We start from the raw sequence: 14,124 nt of genomic DNA, 5'->3' as shown, positions 1-14,124 counted from the left end.
TGAGCTTATAAGCTTTGCTCTCCTGACTAAATAGATGCAAGTATTTGGGGGGTCAGGGCGTGTCTAACGCTGAACAGCCTAAAAAGGACTCCGAGACAGCTGCTCAGAAGTCCTCTAAGTGCCCCCCTGACCACATAATTTATGACCCCAACACCGGCGCCAGGATATGCCTTGACACTGGCGAGATTATAGAGGAGCAGGTTATAGGTGACGAGGCCGAGTGGAGGGCCTATACGCCCGACGAAAGGGCCAGGAGAACAAGGGTCGGAGGCCCGCTCTCCCTTGCCAAGCCAAACATGGGCCTTGACGTTTACCTGAGCGGGTTCCACGAGGGAAGTGGCAAGAGGATAAGAGGGCTCTCAAGGAGGATAGAGAACCTAAGGCTGCAGCGTAGCTTTAAGATGGGAAGGACCCTAAGCGGCATTGAGAAGAACATAAACCAGGCCCTCAAGATACTCGACGAGATAGCCACCAGGATGGAGCTCCCGGACAGGGTTAAGGAGGAGGCCTCTAAGCTCTACAGGGACGCCACCGAGAAGGGCCTCACCAGGGGCAGGAGCATAGAGAGCGTGGTCGCGGCCACTCTGTATGCTGCCTGCCGTAAGCTAAAGATACCTTGTACCATAGACGACATAGCCAAGAACCTGCCCAGCAAGAGCGCTGACACCAAGAGGGAGGTAGCCAGGTGCTATAGGTTGCTTGTGAGGGACCTGGGCGTTGACATACCTGTCATAGAGCCAGAGCTGTTCATAAGTAGGATAGTGAGCGCCCTTGGCTTGCCAGACTATATAACCATCGAGGCTGCCAAGATACTAAGGGAGGCCAGAAACAAGGGGGTTACCGCCGGCAAAGATCCAAGCGGCCTAGCCGCGGCGGCTGTCTACCTCGCAGCGCTGAAGAACGGCCTAAGGAGGACCCAGAAGGAGATAGCTCACGTGGCTGGCGTCACTGAGGTCACGGTAAGAAACCGGTATAAGGAGCTTGTGGGGGACGAGCTTAAGGGGGAGACGCAGTAACTTTCCCTTTCCTCTTTTCTTTTCTTTATTAATAGCTGTGTTTCGTCTTACCTTAAATCTTACTTTGAACGGCCCCTTAATATCGTTAGTTAACCTAATTCACGTCATTAATTAACTTTATTGACTCTGCTGCTAAAACTACTAGATGCGACTGCCTAACGATGACGTTATGAAAGGACTTTTCGTATTAAGGGCGTCAGCCCTCTTCGGGCCTTGTTCTCATAATCTTAGGCTTCCCCATTATTAGCCAATATTCTATCTGAGCCCCTGGCTTAAGCCTTTCTAGCAGCTCAGGGTCGTCCTTGGGCTTCTCCACCTCTATAGTATCATAGGTCTCGAGATCCATAAGCTGGATCGAGTCACCCAGGTCAGCGAGGACCTGCCCGTTCCTCTTCTCAATTATTGGAACCTGGACCTGGGTGTCGGTAGGTGCGACCATTGTCTTCTTAGTGCCGCTGAACAGGCCTATTGCAACCACGTGAGCCTTTGCGCTGCCGTGCTTCCCAGTCTTTGCCTTTGTGATCTCAACTATCCTGCAGGGCTCCCCATCAATTACTATGTAATTGCCCTTCTTTAGGTCGCCTAGCGTGGCGAACTGAACGCTCATCTTGCCTTACACCCAAAAGCCTACCTAACACTCTCTCTTTAAAAATGTTCCTCCGCGACATAAGCTACCGCTCATTAGGCCAGCCTTTCAATTATTATACTCAGGTAGCCAGCGTTCCTTCCCCTTGGCCTTGAAGAGCCGACATCTGCGGAAACGACCCTGAGGGCCTCGCCCATCCTCTGCTTCATTATTAAGTAGACATCCACCAGCTTACAGGCATCGTCGCTGTCAGCATAAAGCTCTACCTGTTTAAACCCCTTGTTAAATTCCAGTATGGCCTGTAGGGCGTAGTCCTCGGCTGAGCTGCTTGAGGTTACGTTTATTCTGCTCCTGCTCTCCATGGTATTTCCCAAAGCCACTACGGACTTACTGGCTTTTTAGCTTAACTGCGCCCCTTGGCCTTACACCTTCTTCAGGGGGCATCCTGGGAGCATAGCACTTTAGGGACTCAGCGGCAGAACTAGCCAGAGGGGCTTTGCTCAGGGTCGCCATAGTTGGCGGATGCGGCGCCGCAGGCTCTGTTGCCGCGGCGGCCCTCGTCAAGGGGGGCGCCAGCGTTGAGATAATAGATAGAGGCAAGAAAGGCTGCAGTGACGAGGAGGTAGAAGTTGAGGGCCTTTGGAAAGGGCGTCTGACGGTATGCGGCTGGAGCTCGGCAAAGGGACCCTACGACGTTGTTATCCTGTTCACCAAGGCATATGACGCTGATGGTGTCATAGAAGATTCTGTCAAACTTAATGCTAAACTTTACGTCTCACCTCATAATGGCCTCGGCCCGCTCGAACTTCTTGAGGAGAGGGCTGGGAGCAGGGCCGCAGGCTCCGTAGTCTATTATGGAGCTACAAGGGTGTCCAGGTGTAGGTCCAAGTACAATGGGGGCAGAAAGGTAATACTTGGATGCCGCAGGGGCTGCGATGAGACGCTATTGAGGGACCTCTCCGAGGCTTTGAAAGCCGGCGGCCTTGATGCGATAGTTACGACCCCTGAGGATTTTCAGTCGGAGAGGTGGCTTAAGCTGGCCGTCAACAGCGCCATAAATCCTGTCACAGCGCTGTCCTGGGATAAGAACGAGGTGATAATTAAAGATGAGATAGCCAGAGATCTCGCGGCGGACCTTGCGGCGGAAACGGGCAATGTGGCGTCTCAACTTGGCATAAAGCTCCCCGAGGACCCCGTCGAGGCTACCTACAGGACTGCCAGGGAGACCGCTGACAACTGCAGCTCAACAGTTCAGGACCTGGCCGCCAACAGGGAGACGGAACTTAAGTATATTAACTTGGCTGTCTGGAACGCCTCAGTAAGCTTACAGGTACGCGCTGTAGCGAACCTCTCTGTGTACAGGGCGGTGGAGGTGGCCTCGAGGTGGCTGAAAGGGAGAAGGTCACCGTGCGTAAGATTGTAAACCTCAAGGGCAAGAAGCCTATAGTGATGATAACAGCTTACGACTACCCTACTGCAAAGATTGTCGACGAGGTAGGCGTTGATATAATATTGGTCGGAGACTCCCTCTCGATGACCGTTCTTGGTAACCCCTCAACCTTACAGGTTGACATGAACGACATGTTAAGGCACACCGCAGCGGTGTCGAGGGCTCAGCCTAAGTCGCTCCTGGTGGCCGACATGCCTTTCCTTAGTTATGAGGCTAACGTTAACGAGGCCGTAAGAAACGCCGGCGAGTTCCTCAGGGTTGGCGCGGACGCAGTCAAGATTGAAGGAGGCTCGGAGTATACTGACGTAGTTAAGGCTTTGACCCGCGCCGGCATCCCAGTCATGGGTCATGTTGGTCTGACTCCCCAAAAGCACAAGCTCCTGGGAGGTTACAGGCTCATGGGCAAGACCGCGGAGGAGGCCAAGGAAATCATTGAGGACGCAGAAGCCATAGCAGAGGCCGGCGCGTTCTCAATTGTAATAGAGTACACGGCGTCCGAGGTCGCCGCGGAGGTCACTAAGAGGGTCAAGGTGCCCACGATATGTATAGGCTCAGGCCCCTTCTGTGACGGACAAGTGCTGGTAATTCATGATGTGCTGGGGCTCTCCGATGCGCCACCGCCGTTTGCCAAAAAATACGTGAACCTTAAGGATATCATAGCCTCTGCCATCAAGTCATATAAGGACGACGTAGAGAACAACAGGTTCCCCCAGGAGGAAATGTACTGGCATATGAAGGATGGCGAGTATGAAAGGCTGCTAAATATGCTCCGCGGAGTTACATCACCTGAGCCTTAGGTTAGCCTCACTGAGCTTCCTGAAGAGCTCCTCCCTAACGCTCATTATGAAGCTCCCGGCATCCTGAGACCCGGACTCTATGGCATCTAAGCTTTCCTCAAGCCTCCTTGAAGCCTCCTCATTCAACATATCACTGAAGGGTGAGCTGCTGAGCAACCTGTAGACCTCTATCCCGAGGCGCGTTGGTATTAGGAACTTCAGCTTCTTAGTCTCAACCGCGTATCCATGTCTTAGGTTTGCCTCTATTACCTTTGCATACGTGCTCGGCCTCCCTATGTTCTTCTTCTTCATCAGCATAACTAGGTCGCCGCTCCTGTAAGGCTGAATGAGGCTTCCCTTAAACATTACCACGTTAGTTAAGGGAACCTCATACTCCTTGTTGGTCTCCCTGAGGACCCAAGTCTCAAGCTTTGGACGCATTATAGCCGTGAAGCCCTCCTTTACCACTGCTATAACCACCTCCATAGACTGAGTAAGGTTCCCCAGCCTCAGCGTTACTGACGCCTTCTCAAGCGTCGCAGGGGCCATCTGGCTTGCCATGAATCTCTCAAATATCAGCTGGTACAGCCTATAATGAGCGCCCGAGAGCGCCATGGGAACCCTCAGGGAGCCGTCAAGGATTGCCCTCTCGACCTCCTCAGCGTTCAGGGGCCTCGTGGGCCTTATGGCCTCGTGAGCTCCCCCAGCGCCCCAGCTTCTCGGCTTGTAGTACTGGGCAAGACCATGGGATTCGAGGTACTGCTTCGCGACCGCCATGCCCGCCTCTGAAATCCTTGTCGAGTCCGTCCTGTGATACGTTATGAGGCCTGAGTAGAAGAGGTCCTGGGCCAGCTTCATTGTAAGCTCTGCGGAGTAGCCAAGCTTAGCCGAGGCGTCAAATATCATCTCGTCCGTGGTGTATGGGGGCATTGGATTTACGTCCTCGGTCCACACTTTCTCGGTAACAGCGACCGCTACGTTGAGCTTTGACGCCTCCTCCGCCTCCTCACTTGATTTCGTGTAGAATATAACTGGGGTCCCAGAGGGAAGCAGGCCCCTGACCTTGTAGCCCATGACCTCCTTGTACTCATTATACCTGTCTATTATCCAGCCCAGGACCGGGGTCTGAACTCTTCCAGCACCCAGCCAGTTCTTGTTCATCTTAAGCCAGAGGTACTGGCTTGTCACAAAGCCTATCCACCTGTCGTCTATCCTCCTCGCCATCTGAGCGTTCACTAGATTTACGTCTATGGAGCCCGGAAGCCTCAGGGCCTCCATAAAGGCCCTCGGCGTCACCTCATGGAATGCGCTCCTGTAAATGTTCTGGTTATATGGCCTCATCGTAAGGTAGAGGTCCCACGCTATCTTCTCCCCCTCCCTGTCAGGATCGGTCATTATGATTACCCTGTCGACCTGCGTCGCGAGCTTTCTCAGGGTATCAGCGATGCCCTTGGAGTCTATTATTGCAGTTGAGCCACACCTTGGACACCTATCAACGTTCTCAGTAAACTGATAGCCGCAGCTGAGGCACCTCTTTATTGTAGTGTAGACGGGCTGTATGGCGTTGTTAAACCTGACCCCGAAGAGGCTGTTGCCAACCTCATCGCTTCCCTCTATTACGAGGTCATAAATGTGGCCCTTCGACGCCGTTATAGTTATCAGGTGCACCGTTCCCGTCTCTTGGTCAACAACGGTGGTTTCATATATGCTAACCCTTCCCTCGGACCTCTTCGCTGGCCTGCCCCAGAAGTTGGCAATGGTCTTTGCCTTAGTGGGCGACTCCACGACTATGAGCTCGGTCACTATGTTAACCTGCTTTCTCTCCCCTTTCTCAGACCTGCTGGCCTCTATCTCACGCGTCACATCCTCAAGGTTTACGCTGTTGAATTCTACGAAGGTCGCCTGGCTCATCCACCTGAGCCTGTCCTCCATAGCATCTACGAGCTCTTTCATATTGTCAACTATGACAGAGAGCCCCTTGGTCATAGTCCCATGGTAGAGCCTGCTGGTCCTGCCGCTCGCCTGCAAATACGACGGCGCGTCAGGTGAGTAAAGCCATATTGATGGGCCCTCCCTCCTGAGCACCATTGTGCCTATCCTCAGAACTTGCCCGTCTTTGACAATCATGTTGCTGAGCGCCTGAACAGCCTTGGCTGAGGCTTCTAGGACAAGCTCCCTCAACACCTCGAGCCTCCCCTTGGCCTCTATTTCACCCCTAATGGCGGCCGACAGGATGTTGCTCTCAACATTAAAGTTCTTGAGCAGGTTCTCCAGCTTTTCCCTATACTCCTTGAAGCTGCTATCTTTTTCCTCAAGAAATATTAGGGCCCTGAGAAGCCTTCTAGGCGAGAGAAGGGCCGTCTTAAGTTCTACCTTTATTGCAGGCGTCCCAAGGAATATCGCGTAACGGATAACCTCGGGCAGGTCAATACCTCTGACCAGCGCGCCGTACCTGCTCGCGAGGCCTATAGCTACGTCAACCTCCCCTGACGAGAGCTTTTCCACAGCCCTCCTGGAGTTACTTATAGCCTGAACGGCCTTGACCCCAGCTCCTGCGAGCTTGTCCATAAGCTCCTTAACGTAAGCTTTCCCATAAGCTTGAGAGATAAATATCAGGCCTCCCTTCCCAAGTTTCTTAGCTAAGCTTACTACCGAGTCCACCGGTGAGGCTGTTATGAGAAAGGTGTCCACAACGTTTCTGAGGTAGTCGGTGCCGCCGCCTATTTCAAAGCCTAGCAGCTCCCTAAATATGAGGTGCTTCACTCCCCTGGGCCTTCCAGTGGCCGACGCTATTACCAGCTGACCTTTAGGGCCTTCGAGGACCTTCTCGCTAAGCTTAAGCGACAGAGAACTTATATCGCTCTGGAGCTGCCTAATTCTTTCCTCGCTCCTCCCGGAGGCCTCTAAAGTTACCAGCTCAAGCTTCTCCTGGACTATCTTAAATGCCGTAGCTATGGAATCCTCGTCAAACCCTATGAGTATCAGGGCCCTGTCTATATTCTTGCTGTTCCGCAGCAGGCTGTCAACGTCGTCCACTATCATTAGGTTAAACGGTGACTGCTTCTTAAGCATGTCGAAGTTCTTCACCATGAAACCTGGAGTTATGACTACAACGGAATAGTCCCCTCTAGTTATTTTATCCAGCATTTGGCTCCTTTGGGCCTTCGGAAGGCTGCTATAGTAAAAGGCCACCTTGTCCCCTAACATTGATGCGAGCCTTCCGGCCGTCTGCGCCACCAAGTTCTCCGTGGGGACAAGATACATTACTTTGTAGCCCTCCTGCATTACCTTGAAGGCGGCGTAGGCCATCAGGAGGGTAGTCTTTCCGACGCCCGTCGGCGCCACTATGGAGAAGCTTTCCTCTGAGAGGAGCCTCCTGGCCCAACTCCTCTGCGCGCTGGATAGCTTGAAACCGTATTTCTCCTCAAAGAACTTAGAGAAATCGCGAAAGCTCTTCTCCATGAGATATAGCGATGAATAGCCCTTTAACTTGCCCTCCTTCGCTAACTCAAGCCCTATCTCAAGTATATCGCCGCTCTTAGGCTCCCTTGGGAGGCAAACAGCGCAGGGAAGCCCCTTCTCAAGTCGGTCGGCTGTTATCTCCCTGCCGCAGTTAGGACACATTCGCTCGTAGATTGGCAGCAGCGCAGGCACTGCTTTTCTCCCATTATACCATATTCAGGTTTCTCACAAGCTAGGGTATTAAGGCTTACAGGCTACGCCACCAGCACAGCCACTCGCTGATTTAAATGATATACGTCAAGTAATCACTACTTACTGGGCTATTTGCCAGAGAGCTGAGAGGGCTTTGAATGAAGTGTTGGCCTGCACAGGGTCGTTGACCAGAAGGCTCATAGGTTCATCGTTTGCAGGATCCTTAACTATAACCATCAGTGATGACTTTGAGGCCACTGAGTCAACATATAGCGAGGCCACGTTACCCTTCAGCTTGACCCCAGGCGACTGAGGAAGCTGGGGCACAAAGCTTGCGAGAACCCTGACGTCAGAAACGTAAGCGGCAAGGGAGCTGACAAGCTTGCCCAGGTAGTCGCCATTTGCCAGCACGTAGACTGCAGTGACATAGACCACTGAGGAAGTTCTGAAGTAATCAACGGCAGCGCTTATCACGTTAAGAAGGCCCCTGACCACGGTTGCTGGGGGAGATGAAAGTCTTTTGTCAAACCTCTCCAGCATCTTAACCGCGCTCTCTACGTCCTTTACCCTTCTCCTCATTTCCTCCTCTATCCTTATAATGCTCATTGCGGCCAATGACTGAGGACTTATGGCCTTGTACCAGCCGCTTGGATCACGGTAAACCATGCCCTTAGATTCAAGGACCCTTATAACGTCGTATATCCTGGGGAGCGGCACCCCGCTTATTGCGCTCGCCTCCTTTGGGTCCTTGGCCCCTTGAAGGAGAGCTACATAAAGCTTTGCCTCGTAGAGCGTTAGGTCCAGGGCCCTCCTGAGCGTCTCTATTATATTGTCCTCACTGCTCAATCCTTGCTCTGCCCTTTATTTGATGCGACCAAAGACCTAATATCTGCTACTCCTGCAAAGAATTTGAACCACTGAACTATAACTAACAAACTTAAGGTGTAATTAAAATAACCTTGTGAAACTGAGGCCGGTGGGGCCTCACTTTGAGGCCCCGGCCGTTGCGCTCCCCTGCTGGCCCGTAGAGGTTGGGGCTCCCTCCACGGAGGGCAGCTCTGGGAACTCCTGCTTCATCCTCTGCTCTGCGACTATGCTTGCCTCCTTCAGTATCTTCTGCGCCTCCTCGGTCACGAACTCGTTGTCAAGCATTGGCACAGCTCCGCTTGTGTACTGCGTTACTGCTGTCTGCAGCTCCTCGTCTATGTCCATCAGGTCGGTGAACACGTCAGGCATGGTGCCTCTGAGGTACCCGGCCACCTGCTTCAGCGCTACTATTGCAGGCGCCAGGTCGGCGTTAACGTCACCCATTATCAGCGTCGTGTCAAGCCTCAGCTTGACCTTCTCGAGAGCGTACCTGACGGTCATTATTACCTTAGTCATTCTCCTTACCTCTGCGACCTCGTTGGCATACATGGCAGCCCTGCTCCTGTCGCCCTCAGTGAGGCTGTTGACCACCTTCTCAAAGAGCTGCCTGTCGTAAGCCTGCAGCTTGCTGAGAGTGTAGTCCAGCTTGTTCATCTGCGTGGCTACCCTGTAGCTCGCTATCATTATCTGCCTCTTCAGGGGCGGGGGTGGAGATATGAAGTTCTTAACCTTCTCAGCTATCGTGTCCCTCTTCGGCTCCTCGCTCCACCTCTTGGGCCAGCTCTCTATCCCGCTCACTTCTTATCACCGGGATTTGCTCCAGACGCGCCTTTGACTACATAGGCTTAAAGGGGGACAGCCAAAGTTAAGCGGGCTTCCGCGTTTTATATACGGCCCAGCTAGGACCCATTGGTGCAGCGAATGCCCGCAATTAAGGTTGACGAGATCTCTAAGTTCATAGGTTCTGAAGTGTTTGATGACTTCGGCAGGAGCCTCGGCACGCTCATAGCTGTGGAGAGCGACATAGACGGCAAGGTGTCGTCTATAATAGTTAAGTCCGAGGACCTGTCACTTGATGTCATAGAGGGCGAGAGAGTTAAGGTTAGTGACGACAAGGTAACGGTGACTCCTGAGTGGAAGTTTGAGATACTGCAGGTGATAGAGAATCTTGACAGGGCCTACAAGAGGAGAAAGGCCATCGAGAACATAAGTAGCAGGAACGACCTTCCAGCTGTAGTAGTAGAGCCCATGAAGAGAAAGCTTGAAGATGAGATAAAGGCGCTCAAACTAAAGGCTGACGAGGTCAAGAAGGTCGTAAACTCAAGAATAGGTGAGATAGATGACGAAAGCCTCAAAGTTGCCAGGGCCATAGCAACTATAGGGATCTCCTACTTCAGCGGGGAGATAAGCGAGAGAGGCTACACGCAGAGCATGAACCACCTCAGGAAGCTTCAGGACAGCCTAAGCGAGGAAAAGAAGGCTGCCAAGGACCTGTTGGACAAGCTGGATAAGGTAGTGCAACTGGCCAGCGAGGGCGAGGTTCAGAAAGCTGTACAGCCTCAGCCTTCGACGACCACCCAAAGCCCGGTAGCCGCGGGCCCCAACGCACAACAAACTATGGTAGTTAAGATAGAGGCCTAAACTGTGGGCCAGCTTAGCGAGCCTCTGTCCAGAGTAAGGCCTTATTTCCACTCACACTTACAGCTTCTTATGGTGCGGGGGTGCCCGAGCCTGGCCAAAGGGGGCGGGCCCAAGACCCGTTGGCGTAGGCCTGCGTGGGTTCGAAGCCCACCCCCCGCACCATAGGCGCTAATTATAGGTCCATTGAAAGGAAAGGAGCTGCGATCTTTTCACTCAGCTCCCTGCTCCTCATCGGATTCGCCGTTGCGCCTCTTGACGCTGCCCTTCCCTTTCTTGTATTCGCCGCTGATCACGTCCCTTAAGAACTCTGCAAGGCCCCTGAAGAGTATCATGGCGCCTGCCAAGGCTATAGCGAACGCCAATACCTCCAACGGAAGGCTCGTATACCTTATGGCTATTATTGTAAGAATATAAGTTAGGCCCATCATTATCGTCCCAACGATGAGGAACCTGAAGTAGATTCTCAACAAAAGCCCCCCGATCTAGTAGAGATAACACGCTACAAAGTGGCCAGGCTCCACCTCCTTAAGCGCCGGCTCCTCCGCCCTGCACCTGTCCATTACGAAGGGACACCTGGGGTGGAACCTGCAGCCGCTCTTAGGCACTACCAGCTCTAGTTCTCTGACATTAACTTTTATCATCTTATCCCTTAGGCTTGGGTCCAGTCTTGGATATGCCTGAAGCAGGGCCTGAGTATATGGATGAAGTGGATTCTCGATCACCTTCTTGGTCGGGCCTATCTCGACTATCTTGCCTAGATACATTATGGCTATCCTGTGCGAGATAACCTTCGCTATTGGGAGCTCGTGAGTTATGAACAGTATAGATATGCCCCTCTCGGCGTTTATCTTTCTCAGATCGTCAACTATGAGCCCCTTGAGCGAGGCGTCTAACATGGTCACGGGCTCGTCAGCAACCAGGTACTCAGGATTTAACATGAGGGCCCTGGCTATAGCCACCCTCTGCCTCTGGCCCCCGCTGAGCTGGAACACGAAGTTCGACAGGAGATCATACGGAAGCCCTACCTCGTCAAAAGCCTTATGAATTATCTCAGTGGCCTCGGCCGGATCCTTAACGCCAGCATAGTAAAGGGGTTGCCTTAAAGCGTCATATACCTTCATGTAGGGGTCTATTGACGAGAAGGGGTCCTGATAAACCATCTGAAGCTTCCTCCTGATATCCTTATTTATCTTCTTAGGAGTTATCTCGTGCGGCGTCCCCTTACTATCATAGTATATAACCTGCCCTGACGTGGGAGCCTGAAGTCCTATCGTAGTCCTGCCGAGGGTTGTCTTGCCGCTGCCGCTCTCACCCACAAGCCCGAGTATCTCGCCCTTGCGTATCTGTATAGTTACGTCGTCTACAGCCTTAACAAAGGACTTCTTGCTGAAGAGGCCCCCCTTCTGGAAGTACACCTTGAGGTTGCGGGTCTCTATTAAGATCTCATTTGACACCATCTGCGTCACCTCTCAATAAAGCCAGCACGCGACGTCATTCTCGCCCACCCTCCTCAGCTTCGGCTCCTCCGCCCTGCACCTGTCCATTACGAAGGGACACCTGGTGCTGAACCTGCAGCCAGGCGGAAGCCTGGCCAGGTCTGGCATTGAGCCCGGTATGCCCTTGACGTAGTCTTTACTTAGGTCGGGGACCGACTCCATAAGGAGCTTAGTGTATGGGTGCTTTGCGTTCTTGACTATGTTTTCAGTGCTTGCGTGCTCAACTATCCGGCCGGCGTACATCACGTAAATTCTGTCTGCCAGCATTGACATAAGCGCCAGGTCGTGCGTTATGAACAGTATTGAAAGGTTGAGCTCCTTCTTCAGCTGCTTGAGCAGGTTTATTATATGGGTCTGAGTAATAACGTCGAGAGCCGTAGTAGGCTCGTCAGCCAGCAACACCTTTGGGTTGAGCGCTAGGGCCATAGCTATGAAAGCCCTCTGCCGCTGCCCTCCGCTGAGCTCGTGCGGATACCTGTCGGCTATTGAGGGGTCCAGGTTCACCATTTTCATGAGCTCATTGACCCGCTGGTCGGGATCCCCCGTATAGCCATGAACCTCCAGAACCTCCTTGATCTGATCCCTTATCCTATAGACAGGCGTGAAGCCATTCATCGAGCCCTGGAAGACCATGGCTATCCTCTTCCACCTGTACTCCGAGTTAAAGACCTTCTCAGGCAGGTGCAGGATCTCGTTACCCTCGAAGTACACATTACCTCCTTCTATAAATCCTGGGGGCATTATGAGCCTCATTATTCCCAGGGCCAGGGTGCTCTTGCCGCTGCCGCTCTCCCCCGCCACGCCTATTATTTCGCCTTCATTCAGCTCAAGGCTCACTTCATCCACTGCTCTTACATAGCCCCTTGGCATGTGGAAGTATATCTTCAGGTTCTCCACCTTAAGTAGAGGCGGCATGCAATTTCCCTTCCTTCTTGGGGCCTTTTTACAGCTACAGGTCTGAACTTTAAATTATTATGCTAAGTGATCCTGTTCTTACCATAAGCACCTGCAGAGCCGCCTAAAACAGACTCGAGTTTGATCAACGCTTGCCTAAGGCTTTAACTTCAGTATATTATTCTAATACAAAATTGTATACTATTATCTGCGTGAGCTTAAGGCGGGAGGCTCACTCCAAGAGCTTTATAGCATCCGCATAAGTTATACCCTGCAGATCATCAAGCGTGTAGGCATAGTGCACCTTGGTGAACTGCGACCTGAACTGCTTAACCTCTTCCCTTACCTTAGCTGGATCCTCGCCTTTGATCGCTACCCTCTCCATGAAGTCCGCTATCACTTCCATCTCTGGCTCCTTCATGCCAAACCTAGTCATTTCCTGAACTCCTATCCTCAGCCCGCTTGGATTCCTTACGGCCTCGGGCGGGTCGTGCGGGAGGAGGTTCTTGTTAAGTATTATGTTGGCCTGCTCCAGCTCAGCGGCTACCTTAGCTCCGCCCCCCTGCTTTGAGACGTCAACCAGAACCTGGTGGCTCATAGTATAACCCATAGACTCCCCAAGGACTGTGAACCCCCTCTCAGCAAGGGCCTCGGCCAGTTTCTTTGCGTTCTTAGTTATCTGCTCAGCGTAGTTATGGCCATACTCCTTCATTTCCAGGGCTACAACTGCAGTGGCAGGTATCCTGTGCAGGTGGTGGCTGCTCACAAACCATGGGAATATGGTCTTCCCAACCTCCTTGTACGTGGCCTCGTCCGAGAAGAATATGACGCCTCCCTGGGGCCCTGGGAACGTCTTGTGCGTCGACGCTGTGATAACGTCAGCGCCGTGCTTAAGCGGATTCTCCCACGCCTTACCTACTATAAGTCCGAGTACGTGCGCTGCATCGTAGACAAGTTTGCCGCCAACCGAGTGCACGGCTTCCGCTATTTCCTTAACTGGGTGCGGGAAAAGGTAGACGCTTCCTCCCAGGACGGCGAACTTGGGCTTCACCTGCTCTATTACTTTAACGGCCTTGTCTACATCTACGTTCATTCTTTCCTCGTCATAGGGCAGCTCCACCTGCTTGATGCCAAGGGCCCCCAGCGTGCCAAACTTAGTGTGGCTCACGTGGGCGCCCGCCTGGACAGGAGCTATGACGGCCTGCTCGCCCGGAGCGGCGAGCGCCCTGAAAACTGCAGCGTTAGCTATGGTGCCGCTTATGGGCCTCAAGTCAACCATGTCTGTGTCGAGCAGCTCGCCCATGAGCTTGTCAGCAAGGACCTCAAGCTCGTCTATATACTTGGTGCCCTGGTAGTGCCTCTTGAAGGGTTTGCCCTCCGCATACCTGTGCATAAAGTCATTAATGTAAACGGCCATAGCCGCGGGGCTCATGACGTTCTCGCTTGCTATGAGGTTTATGGTCTCCTTTAGCCTCCACACGTTTTGAGAGTTCGTCAACTCAAAAATCTTGACAAAGGTGTCCCTGTCTATCAACCTTCCCACTCACAGGTGAGCTGTCGCCGCGAGTTATTATGCCTGTCAATATCCCACCTCTAGGTGGCTCCCAATGCGCAGGTAGGTTGCAATGAAACAAATATTGAGATAACGTTTAAGCCCCAAATGAGGCTTTGCTGTTTTGATTAAAAGTATACCATACTATTAAAGCATCAGCTTAGCTTGGTAGTTATATTTTACGTTTTAGTT

The 14,124-nt window shown here is 52.5% G+C and carries 13 protein-coding genes and 1 tRNA gene; 5 read left to right on the top strand and 9 right to left on the bottom strand.

What is annotated here, in order from left to right; genetic code table 11:
- The first annotated feature begins 59 nt into the window (after positions 1-59).
- Positions 60-1,016, top strand: a complete 957-nt coding sequence (locus ASAC_RS06325; RefSeq protein ID WP_013267164.1) for a transcription initiation factor IIB — start codon at positions 60-62, stop codon at positions 1,014-1,016.
- A 196-nt stretch (positions 1,017-1,212) separates the two neighbouring features.
- Here ASAC_RS06325 and ASAC_RS06320 read toward each other — a convergent pair whose 3' ends face one another.
- Entirely contained in the window at positions 1,213-1,623 is a 411-nt protein-coding gene (locus tag ASAC_RS06320) for a translation initiation factor IF-5A (RefSeq protein ID WP_013267163.1), read from the bottom strand.
- 74 nt (positions 1,624-1,697) lie between these two features.
- On the bottom strand, positions 1,698-1,964 hold the full coding sequence (locus ASAC_RS06315) for a ribonuclease P subunit p25 family protein (protein ID WP_013267162.1): 267 nt from the start codon (positions 1,962-1,964) through the stop codon (positions 1,698-1,700).
- Between the two features lie 134 nt (positions 1,965-2,098).
- Here ASAC_RS06315 and ASAC_RS06310 point away from each other — a divergent pair, with 134 nt between their 5' ends.
- Positions 2,099-3,025 (top strand): ketopantoate reductase family protein, encoded by a 927-nt coding sequence (locus tag ASAC_RS06310; protein ID WP_013267161.1) that lies wholly within the window; start codon positions 2,099-2,101, stop codon positions 3,023-3,025.
- Positions 2,986-3,849, top strand: coding sequence for a 3-methyl-2-oxobutanoate hydroxymethyltransferase (gene panB / locus ASAC_RS06305; RefSeq protein WP_013267160.1), 864 nt, complete (start codon positions 2,986-2,988; stop codon positions 3,847-3,849). The genes ASAC_RS06310 and panB overlap by 40 nt, the downstream gene beginning before the upstream one ends.
- Here the strand turns inward: panB and rgy are convergent.
- The 3 genes from rgy to ASAC_RS06290 all read right to left on the bottom strand — a co-directional run bounded on the left by rgy (position 3,835) and on the right by ASAC_RS06290 (position 9,147).
- On the bottom strand, positions 3,835-7,482 hold the full coding sequence (gene rgy, locus ASAC_RS06300; protein WP_148217192.1) for a reverse gyrase: 3,648 nt from the start codon (positions 7,480-7,482) through the stop codon (positions 3,835-3,837). The two genes, panB and rgy, sit on opposite strands and share 15 nt — an antisense overlap.
- A 120-nt stretch (positions 7,483-7,602) precedes the next feature.
- Positions 7,603-8,328 carry a TrmB family transcriptional regulator gene (locus ASAC_RS06295; protein WP_013267158.1) on the bottom strand — a complete coding sequence of 242 codons (726 nt, stop codon included), beginning with the start codon at positions 8,326-8,328 and terminating at the stop codon, positions 7,603-7,605.
- Positions 8,329-8,466: 138 nt separating this feature from the next.
- Positions 8,467-9,147: a Snf7 family protein gene (locus ASAC_RS06290; RefSeq protein WP_013267157.1), complete on the bottom strand. Its 681-nt coding sequence runs from the start codon at positions 9,145-9,147 to the stop codon at positions 8,467-8,469.
- Between the two features lie 123 nt (positions 9,148-9,270).
- On the opposite strand from ASAC_RS06290, the gene ASAC_RS06285 reads away from it, so the two are divergent.
- Entirely contained in the window at positions 9,271-9,990 is a 720-nt protein-coding gene (locus ASAC_RS06285; protein ID WP_013267156.1) for a CdvA-like protein, read from the top strand.
- Between the two features lie 74 nt (positions 9,991-10,064).
- Positions 10,065-10,152, top strand: a tRNA-Leu gene (locus tag ASAC_RS06280).
- Between the two features lie 47 nt (positions 10,153-10,199).
- On the opposite strand, the gene ASAC_RS06275 is transcribed toward ASAC_RS06280, so the two are convergent.
- The 4 genes from ASAC_RS06275 to glyA all read right to left on the bottom strand — a co-directional run bounded on the left by ASAC_RS06275 (position 10,200) and on the right by glyA (position 13,914).
- The gene (locus ASAC_RS06275) at positions 10,200-10,457 is read right to left on the bottom strand and encodes a hypothetical protein (RefSeq protein WP_048812868.1); all 258 of its coding nucleotides are present in this window, start codon (positions 10,455-10,457) and stop codon (positions 10,200-10,202) included.
- 15 nt (positions 10,458-10,472) lie between these two features.
- A complete protein-coding gene (locus ASAC_RS06270; protein ID WP_013267154.1) occupies positions 10,473-11,447 on the bottom strand; it encodes an oligopeptide/dipeptide ABC transporter ATP-binding protein in 975 nt (324 codons plus the stop codon).
- A gap of 12 nt (positions 11,448-11,459) precedes the next feature.
- The gene (locus tag ASAC_RS06265; protein ID WP_013267153.1) at positions 11,460-12,401 is read right to left on the bottom strand and encodes an ABC transporter ATP-binding protein; all 942 of its coding nucleotides are present in this window, start codon (positions 12,399-12,401) and stop codon (positions 11,460-11,462) included.
- A 211-nt stretch (positions 12,402-12,612) separates the two neighbouring features.
- Positions 12,613-13,914 (bottom strand): serine hydroxymethyltransferase, encoded by a 1,302-nt coding sequence (gene glyA / locus ASAC_RS06260; protein WP_013267152.1) that lies wholly within the window; start codon positions 13,912-13,914, stop codon positions 12,613-12,615.
- Positions 13,915-14,124: the final 210 nt, after the last annotated feature.

The organism is Acidilobus saccharovorans 345-15 (genome assembly GCF_000144915.1).
Taxonomy (GTDB): domain Archaea; phylum Thermoproteota; class Thermoprotei_A; order Sulfolobales; family Acidilobaceae; genus Acidilobus; species Acidilobus saccharovorans.
The sequence above is the reverse complement of the archived record's forward strand: the minus strand, read 5'-3'. Positions and strand labels throughout refer to the sequence as shown.